Source organism: Pseudomonas sp. SDO5215_S409 (genome assembly GCF_054071325.1).
The window spans coordinates 1-372 of the sequence record NZ_JBSVWN010000184.1 but is presented as its reverse complement, the minus strand read 5'-3'; the positions used below and the strand labels follow the sequence as shown (position 1 = coordinate 372).

Genomic DNA, 372 nt, shown 5'->3' with positions numbered 1-372 from the left:
ACGACCAGACGGTGTTCCCTAAACTGGCGCCGGTGGCGTATCAGCAAGACTCCGGGATGGTCGCCAGTGACCCGGTGATCAAGCGGTTTGACCTGCGCTTGGAAACTCGCACCAGCCGCACCACCCGACGGGATTACGACTTTCAAAAGCCGCGGTTGACCCTGGAAAGCCAGAACCGTGGTGATGCGTTGCCAGACCTGGAAGATTACGACTATCCAGGGCGCTTCACCGACCGTGAACGTGGCAAACACCTGGCCAAACGTTCGCTGGAACGGCACCGCAGCGATTACCAATTGGCGGAGGGGAAAAGCGATCAGCCGTTGTTGGTCAGTGGTCATTTTCTGGCCCTGACCGAACACCCCAAAGCGCGGT

1 protein-coding gene is annotated in these 372 nt (G+C 59.1%); it reads left to right on the top strand.

Annotated features, from left to right (window positions below; genetic code table 11):
* Window positions 1-372 (top strand): contractile injection system protein, VgrG/Pvc8 family (locus ACW9H9_RS28835; RefSeq protein WP_457370505.1); only part of this gene is annotated, 372 nt, incomplete at both ends.